This window comes from Streptomyces sp. NPDC043896 (assembly GCF_056435605.1).
In genome coordinates this window covers 117,528-125,605 of record NZ_JBWKEE010000026.1, presented here as the reverse complement: position 1 = coordinate 125,605, position 8,078 = coordinate 117,528, and the positions used below count along the sequence as shown (strand labels likewise).

The window sequence follows — 8,078 nt, the reverse complement described above, 5'->3', positions numbered from 1 at the left end:
CCTCCACACCTACAACCACCACCGCTGCCACACCGCACTGGGCGGCCACCCGCCCATCAGCCGAGTTAACAACCCTGCGGGTCAATACACCTAGGGGCGCAGGGAGCGGAGGAGGAGGTCGGCGAGGTGGTCGGCGACCTGGTGGGGGGTGAGGGGGCCGTCCGTGCGGTACCAGGTGGAGAGGTGGTGGACGGAGCCGAAGTAGTAGTCCACCACCAGGTCGGCGGGCGTGGCCGTGGAGAAGACCCCGGTGCGCTGGCCCTCCTCGACCAGTGCGCGGAAGCGCTCGTGGTAGCGCCGGCGTTCCGCCCGGACCTGCTTGTACTTCTCCGGGCTGAGCTGGTGCATCGACCGGAAGAAGATCATCGCGTCGTCGAGGTTCTCGATGGTGGTGACCACGACGTCGGCGGCGGCGGAGCGCAGCCGCTCCTCGACGGGGGCGTCGGATCCGGCCACGGCGTCGAGGCGCTGCTGCTGGAGGCGCAGCATGCGCGCGTACACCTCGTGCAGCAGGTCGTCCTTGGACCCGAAGTAGTGGTAGAGCGCACCCTTGGTCACCCCGGCCGCCTCGACGATCTCCTGGACCGAGGTGCGGTCGTAGCCGCGTTCGGCGAAGAGCCTGGTGGCGACGGCCAGCAGCCGCTGCGGGACCGGGGTCTCCCGGTTTCCGTCCTCGGGTCCCTCGGTGGTCCTGGCGGCCATGGTGCTCGCCTTCCTCTCCTGATCCTCCGACTGTTTTCAGCCGCGCTCGCGCAGTTCTCGTCGCAGGATCTTGCCACTGGTGGTCTGGGGAAGAACAGGCAGGACCTCGACCTTGCGGGGGTACTTGTACGCGGCCAGGCGCTCGGCGCAGTACGCGGCCAGTTCCTCCGGCCGGGCCGACGCCCCGGGGCGCAGGCTGACGTAGGCCTTGACGCTCTCCCCCCGGTAGGCGTCGGGGACGCCGACCACGGCCGCCTCGCGTACGGCGGGGTGGGTGTAGAGGACGTCCTCCACCTCGCGCGGCCAGACCTTGAACCCGGAGGCGTTGATCACGTCCTTCTTGCGGTCGACCACGTAGAGCCAGCCGTCCCGGTCCATGAACCCGACGTCCCCGGTGCGCAGCTCGCCGCCCGGGAAGGCCTCGGCGGTGGCCTCGGGCATCCCCCAGTAGCCGGGGACGACCTGCGGCCCGCGCACGGCTATCTCCCCGGTCTCGCCGAGCGGGAGCTCGTCACCGTGCTCGTCGAGGATCCGTACGAGGGTCTGCGCGCCCGGGATCCCGACGGAGAGGGTGCCGGTCGCGGGGTCGACGGGTGCTTCGAGGTGGGCGGGGACCGAGGCGCAGGGGGCGGTGCACTCGGTGAGGCCGTAGCCGTTGCGCAGGTAGAACCCGAAGGAGTCGCGGAGGCGCTCGACGAGCGCGGGCGGGAGCGGGGCTCCGCCGGAGGAGACCACCTGGAAGGAGGCGAAGTGGTCCCGGGTGACGTCGGGGTGCGCGGCGAGAGCCGTGAAGGCGGTGGCCGGGCCGATGGTGTAGCCGGGGCGGTGTTCGAGGAAGGCGTCGAGGACGGCGCCGGGGTGGAAGCGGTGCGCGAGGACGAGGGTCCCGGCGTTGACGAAGCAGGCGGCGAGTTCGCAGACGAGGCCGGTGATGTGGAAGAGCGGCGCGAGCGCGAAGTACCCGGCGCCCTCGGGGAGCGGATGGCCGGTGACCTGCCGGACGGCGTTGTAGGTGAGCGCCCCGTGCGGGTTCATGGCCCCCTTGGGCACGCCGGAGGTGCCGGAGGTGTAGCTGATGAGGGCGATGTCCCCGCCCCCGGACGGCTCGACCGCCGGCGCGGGGTGGCCCTGCCGGGCCGTGTGGAGCAGGTCGGCGGGAACGACCGCCGGGGCGCCGGGCCCGTCCGGACCCGCGCGGCGCTGAGCACGGGCGTCGGGGGCGGCGTCGGCACTGGCGTTCGCGTCGGCGTCGGCACTGGCGTCGGCACCGGTGTCGGTGTCGGTGTCGGGGAAGACCCGGGGGTCGTTGCGGGTCTGGAAGTCCCGGTCGCGGGCGGTCAGCACCGTCCGGATGCCGGTCCCCCGCACCGCCTCCCCCAGGTACCCCTGCCACGCTCCCCCCTCGCACACCAGCGCCACCGCGCCCGAGTCCCGCAGGACGTGCCCGACCTCCCCGGCCTTGTACATCGGGTTCACCGGCACCACCACCGCCCCCGCCTTCCACGCGGCCAGCACGGCCAGCACGAAGTGCGGGGTGTTCTGCAGCATGACCGCCACCCGGTCGCCCCGCCCGGTCCCCCGCCCCGCGAGGTACCCGGCGAGGGAGTCGGACAGCGCGTCGGCCTCCGCGTAGGAGATCCGCCCGTCGAAGTACGCGAGCGCCGTGCGCTCCGGCGCCTTGGCCACGGCGGCGCGGAACGCGTCCACCACGCCGGCCGGCGGCGAGACCGGCGCCAGCTGGGCGGGGCTCAGCCGGCCCAGCCACGGCCGGTCGGCGTACGGGGAGCCGGATGCGGCGACGGGAGCCGTCACGGGGCCTCCCACTTCTGCTGGAGGCGGTTCATGGAGCGCAGCCACCGGTCGGGGTCGGTCGCGCGGGCGGCGTGGTAGTCCGCCACCTCGGGGTGCGGGAGGATCAAGAACCGGCCCTTCTCCATGCCGTCGAACAGCGCTTCGGCGACCGCTTCCGGCTCGATCGCCGTGGGTGCCAGAACCAGTTCCCCGGCCGAGCCGGAGGCGGTCAGCATGTCGGTGCGCACCCCCTGCGGGCAGATCGCGTGGACCTGGACGCCCCGGTGGCGGTAGGTCAGCGAGAGCCATTCCGCGAAGGCGAGGGCACCGTGCTTGGTGACACTGTACGGGGCGGCTCCGATCATGGTCAGCAGCCCGGCGGCGGAGACGGTGGAGACGAATCGGCCGCCGCCCCGCTCCAGCCAGTCGGGCAGCAGCGCCCGGGCGGCGCGCACGTGGGCCATGACGTTGGTGTCCCAGGCCGCCTCCCAGACGGCCTCGTCCGCGAAGGCGTCGCCGCCCGAGGCGAGTCCGGCGTTGGCGCAGTACACGTCGACCCGGCCGCCGAGTGCCTCGCGGGCCTGCTCGACGACCGCCGACGCGTCGCCGGGGACGGCGACGGCCCGGCCGCCACAGGCGGCGCCCACGGCTTCTGCCACGGCGGCGGCCTTGGCGGGGTCGAGGTCGTTGACGGCGACGGTGGCCCCTTCGGCGGCGAAGCGGTGCGCGAGGGCCGCGCCGATGCCCCCGCCGGCTCCGGTGACGACGACTCGCTGGTCCTGGTACGCGCTCACGGGGGTCACCTTTCGTCACTGCCTGCCGGACCGGCCGGATCCCGCGCAGACTAACCAGTCGGTATGTGACGGCGGAAGGGGTGCGGGTCCTAGCGTGGCGGGATGACGCTGTCACGACGCGGGGTGCTGGGACTGGCGGGAACCGTGGGGGCCGCAGGGGTGGCGGGGGCCCTGGGCGGGGCGGGGGCCGCAGGTCCGGCCGCCGCCGCCGAGCGGGTGCGCACCGGCTTCGAGCGGCTCGCCGCCGACGGGTACGCGGAGCTCGCGGGGCAGCGGGTCGGGGTGGTCACCAACCCCACCGGGATCACCGCCGACGCCCGCCACCTGGTCGACGTACTGCACGCGGACGAGCGGGTGGACCTGGTCGCGGTGTTCGGGCCGGAGCACGGCTTCCGGGGGACGGCGCAGGCGGGCGGCTCGGAGGGGGCCGGGCGGGACCCGGCGACGGGGCTGCCCGTGTACGACGCGTACGGCAAGAGCGGCCGGCAGCTGGCCGACCTCTTCACGGCGGCGGGTGTCGACACCGTCGTCTTCGACATCCAGGACGTCGGCGCGCGCTTCTACACCTACGTCTGGACCCTGTACGACTGCATGCGCGCGGCCGCGCTGGCCGGCAAGGCAGTGGTGGTGCTGGACCGGCCCAACCCGGTGGGCGGGCGGCGGGCGGCGGGGCCCGTGCTGGAGCGGGCGTACGCGAGCTTCGTGGGCCGGGAGCCGATCGCGCTGGCGCACGGGATGACGGCGGCCGAGCTGGCCCTGCTGTTCAACGGCGAGTTCCTCGGCGCGGAGCGGGTACGGCTGCGGACGGTGCCGATGTCGGGGTGGCGGCGGGAGTCCTTCTTCGGGGAGACCGGCCTGCCGTGGGTGCCGCCGAGCCCGAACATGCCGACCCCGGACACGGCGCTCGCGTACGCGGGGACCTGCCTGTTCGAGGGGACCACCCTGTCCGAGGGCCGGGGTACGACCACGCCGTTCGAGGTGGTCGGCGCGGAGGGCGTCGACCGGCGCTGGGCGGAGGCGGCGAACGGGCTGGAGCTGCCCGGGGTGTGGTTCCGGGAGACCTGGTTCACGCCTTCCTTCTCCAAGCACGCCGGGAAGGTCTGCGGCGGGGTCCGGCTGCTGGTGCACGACCGGGAGGCCTTCGATCCGGTGCGGGCGGGGATCGGGCTGCTGGTGACGGCGCGGCGGGTGTGGAGCGGGTTCGGCTGGCGGGCGGACCACTGGATCGACCGGCTCACCGGCTCGGACCGGGTGCGGACGATGGTGGACGCGGGTGCGGGGGTGGAGGAGGTCGCGGGCGCCTGGGCGGCCGGGCTGGAGCGGTTCCGGTCGGTCCGGGCGGAGTACCTGCTGTACCCGTGACGCGGGCCGCCCCTCACTGATTTCACTCGGACCGGTGGCGTCACGGGTCTGGCCGACGCGGCCTCCCGGCGGGATGCTGCGACCACCGGAGCCCGCGCGTGAAGGGGGAGGCCATGGTGGACAGCGGTGGTGCGGCCGGATCCGCGATCGGGGTGGGCCCGTACCAGGAGCTGGTCTTCGACGCCCAGGGCGACGTGGACCCGGCGACGCGGGCGGCGGTGGCCCGGATGGAGGCGACGGACCTGCTGGTCTTCGCCCACGGCTGGAACAGCGACCGGTCCACCTCGGCCCGGCTCTTCGACCGCTTCTTCGCCCCCTTCCCGGGGCTGGTGGGGGCGGGGGTGCGGCCGGCGTACGTGGGGGTGGTGTGGCCCTCGATCCGCTTCCCGGACGAACCGATCCCGGACTTCGAACCGCACGGCACGCTCCCGGAGCCGGGCTCCGGTACGGCTCTGGACGCTGCCGCCCGCGCGGCCCTCGGGGAGTTCTGGCCGGGGCGGGAGGCGGAACTCGACCGGATCGCCGCCCTGCTGGCGGAGCAGCCGGACGCGCGGGCGGCGTTCGACGAGTTCGGGACGCTGGTACGCCAGCTCGTGCACGCGGACCCGGGGGGCCCGGCCGCCGCCCCGGAGGTGCCGGCGGTCTTCGTACTGGACACCGTGGAGGTGTGCCGCAGGCTTGCCGGCGCCCTGGCCGAGGCGGGGGCGGGTGCCGGGGCGGAGACGGAGGACCTGCCGGCGTTCGCGCCCGGCGGCGGACCGCGGGCCCTGTGGGGCGGGGCGAAGGAACTGCTGCGCCAGGCGACGTACTACGAGATGAAGAAGCGGGCCGGGGTGGTCGGCGAGCACGGGCTCGGGCCCGTCCTCACCGACCTCGCGGGACGGCGGCCGGCCCTGCGCGTCCACCTGATCGGCCACAGCTTCGGCGCCCGGGTGGTGTCCTTCTCCCTGCGGGCCGTACCGGACGCCGCACGGCACGTGAAGTCGCTGACGCTGCTCCAGGGGGCCTTCTCGCACTACGCGTTCAGCGAGCGCCTGCCCCACGACCGGGGGCGCGGCGGCGCCCTGGCCGGGCTCCAGCGCAGGGTGGACGGCCCGGTGGTGGCCTGCCACTCGGCCCATGACTCGGCGCTGCGCGTGTTCTATCCGCTGGCCTCCCGGATGGCGGGGGATTCGGCCGGTCTGCTCGGTTTCGACGAGCGGTGGGGCGCGGTCGGGCACGGCGGGGTGCGCGCGGTGCCGGGCGCGCCCCGGCTGAGCCTGGACGCGGCCCTGCGGGGCGGGCTGCCGGGGGCCGGTTGCGTCAGCGTGGACGCGGGCTCCGTGGTGCGTCGCGGCGGGGCGCCGTCGGGGGCGCACAGCGACATCTGCCACGCGGAACTGGCCCGTCTCGTGGTCGGGGCGGGGCGCATGGGGCGCTGAGTTCCGGCCATGTGCCACCCGCACGCCTCGACCGCCCCCGCATGCGCCCACATCCCGCCGGGCATGTTGGGCACGTCGCGGGGGGTCGCTTCGTTCGACGGAGTGACGCGGTCACGGGTGTGGGCATGGCACGGCGGAGGTGAAGGTACGGTGGCAGGTTTTCGGAGTCTGGCCTACCAGGTGCGTGACGCGCGCAACGACCGGGCCCTGCGGCGCCATTCGCTGCGCCGCTGCCTGGAGCGGTTCGCGCCGTACGGGCACCGGGCGACGTGGTGGCACCTGTGCGACCGGCACGGGATCGCTCCCGAGGACCGGGGCGCGGACCCGCTGCGGCTGGTCGCGGCGCTGGAGGAGCTGGAGGAGGCGCGGGCGGTCTGGCTGGAGTACGAACGGCAGTTCGCGGAGCGGCGCAGACGGGAGAAGCACGACGGGGTCCGGCGCCCGGAGTGGGCCTGGGGCGGCAGCGGGGACGCCGTGGTGCGGTGTGCCGATCCGGGGGTGCGGCCGGAGGGGACGCTGGGCGAGGTGCTGCGGCGGCTGGTCGCGGCGCTGGAGTCGGATCCGGGGCCGGGGTGCCCGGTCTGCGGCGAGGAGGAGCTGTACTGGCCGCCCGCGCTGTCGGGGCCGGGGGCGTGGGCCGGGGCGTGGGCGTGGGACGGGCCGGTGTGCGGGGGCTGCGGGATCGTGGTGCCGCGGCCGGCGCTGGCGGAGACGGCGGTGGTGCACCAGGCGGCGGGCGCGGCATGAGGGGGGCGGGCGGCAGGCAGGGCAGGCTGCCGGGCGGGCTGCGGGGCGGGGCCGACGGGCCGGGGGTGCGGGTGCTCCAGGCCGCGCTGAACGGTGCGCGGGGCGCTGCCGACGGGGCCGCGGTGCCGCTGTCCCCGGGGGATCTGGTCCGGGCGGCGCTGGAGGCCGTGGCGGCCGGGGCCGGCGAGGTGCTGGTGCACCCGCGGACCCCGTGCGGGCGGGAGAGCCTCTCGCCCCGGGTGGCCGGGCCCCTGCTGGAGGAGATGCGCGGCGCGGGGGTTCGCGTACCTCTGACGGTTCCGGCGGGTGTCGCGGCCGAGCCCGATCCGGCGGGGCGGCTGGAGCGGGTGCGGTCCTGGACGGTGCTGCCGGACCGGGCGACGGTGCCGTTCGCGGAGCCGGGGGCGCGGGAGCTGGGGCGGGCGCTGCTGGAGCGGGGGGTCGCGGTGGACGCGGTGGTCCCGCTGGGCGGCGGGGCCGGGCCGGAGCCGCTGGCCCGGTTCCTGGAGTGGGCCGCGCCGGAGCCGGGGCGGGTGCGGCTGGTGGCGGAGCTGGCGGAGGCCGATCCGGCGCTGGTGGCCGGCCTGCGGTGGCTCCCGCCGGTGCCGGTGGTGCTGTACGGGCGGGAGGCCGCCGCCTGGCCGGTGCTGCGGCTGGCCGCGCGGTGCGGTGCGGGCGCGCGGATCGGGGTGGCGCAGGTGCTGCACCTCCCGGACGGGCGGGCGGCGCGTTCCAATGCCGAACTGGTGGCGGCGGCCGTGGAGTTGCGGGCCCTGGCGGCTACTGGGCCAGCCGGGAGCCGGTGAGGCGCTCGCCGAAGACGTCGTCCGGGTTGGACAGGGCGCAGTTCTTCAGGGAGAGGCAGCCGCAGCCGATGCAGTCGTCCAAGTGGTCGCGCAGGCGGCTGAGTTGCTGGATCCGCTGGTCGAGTTCGCCGCGCCAGTTCTCGGAGAGCCGCGCCCAGTCCTCGCGGGTGGGGGTGCGCTCCTCGGGGAGCTGGGAGAGGGCCTCGCGGATGCTGGCGAGCGGGATGCCCACGCGCTGGGCGGCGCGTACGAAGGCGACCCGGCGCAGCGCTTCGCGGTTGTAGCGCCGCTGGTTGCCGGAGGTGCGGCGGCTGGTGATCAGGCCCTTGGTCTCGTAGAAGTGCAGGGCGGAGACGGCCGCGCCGCTGCGCGCGGACAGCTGGCCGACGGTGAGTTCGTGGACGTTCTCGGGAATCTGCGGCACACGCCCGAGCCTAGTCGGAGGTCCGTTGACA

At 75.4% G+C, this 8,078-nt stretch carries 8 protein-coding genes; 4 read left to right on the top strand and 4 right to left on the bottom strand.

All coding sequences use genetic code 11. The annotated features are described in order from the left end of the window. Window positions 1-90: 90 nt before the first annotated feature. From AC069X_RS31135 to AC069X_RS31125, 3 genes are read right to left on the bottom strand one after another with little or no spacing between them, the layout of a single operon-like run. Window positions 91-702, bottom strand: coding sequence for a TetR/AcrR family transcriptional regulator (locus AC069X_RS31135; protein WP_478733780.1), 612 nt, complete (start codon window positions 700-702; stop codon window positions 91-93). 36 nt (window positions 703-738) lie between these two features. Beyond that, on the bottom strand, window positions 739-2,514 hold the full coding sequence (locus AC069X_RS31130; protein ID WP_478733778.1) for an AMP-binding protein: 1,776 nt from the start codon (window positions 2,512-2,514) through the stop codon (window positions 739-741). Further along, complete coding sequence (locus tag AC069X_RS31125; RefSeq protein WP_478733776.1) at window positions 2,511-3,296, bottom strand: SDR family oxidoreductase; 786 nt, start codon at window positions 3,294-3,296, stop codon at window positions 2,511-2,513. The genes AC069X_RS31130 and AC069X_RS31125 overlap by 4 nt, the downstream gene beginning before the upstream one ends. A gap of 93 nt (window positions 3,297-3,389) precedes the next feature. On the opposite strand from AC069X_RS31125, the gene AC069X_RS31120 reads away from it, so the two are divergent. From AC069X_RS31120 to AC069X_RS31105, 4 genes are all read left to right on the top strand, one after another. Further along, on the top strand, window positions 3,390-4,649 hold the full coding sequence (locus tag AC069X_RS31120) for an exo-beta-N-acetylmuramidase NamZ family protein (RefSeq protein WP_478733774.1): 1,260 nt from the start codon (window positions 3,390-3,392) through the stop codon (window positions 4,647-4,649). Window positions 4,650-4,762: 113 nt separating this feature from the next. Further along, window positions 4,763-6,070, top strand: a complete 1,308-nt coding sequence (locus tag AC069X_RS31115) for a serine-threonine protein kinase (protein WP_478733772.1) — start codon at window positions 4,763-4,765, stop codon at window positions 6,068-6,070. Window positions 6,071-6,220: 150 nt separating this feature from the next. Then, on the top strand, window positions 6,221-6,817 hold the full coding sequence (locus AC069X_RS31110; RefSeq protein WP_478733770.1) for a hypothetical protein: 597 nt from the start codon (window positions 6,221-6,223) through the stop codon (window positions 6,815-6,817). Continuing rightward, complete coding sequence (locus AC069X_RS31105; RefSeq protein ID WP_478733768.1) at window positions 6,814-7,623, top strand: 3-keto-5-aminohexanoate cleavage protein; 810 nt, start codon at window positions 6,814-6,816, stop codon at window positions 7,621-7,623. The genes AC069X_RS31110 and AC069X_RS31105 overlap by 4 nt, the downstream gene beginning before the upstream one ends. Here the strand turns inward: AC069X_RS31105 and soxR are convergent. Beyond that, a complete protein-coding gene (soxR, locus tag AC069X_RS31100) occupies window positions 7,598-8,047 on the bottom strand; it encodes a redox-sensitive transcriptional activator SoxR (RefSeq protein WP_478733766.1) in 450 nt (149 codons plus the stop codon). The genes AC069X_RS31105 and soxR overlap by 26 nt on opposite strands. Window positions 8,048-8,078: the final 31 nt, after the last annotated feature.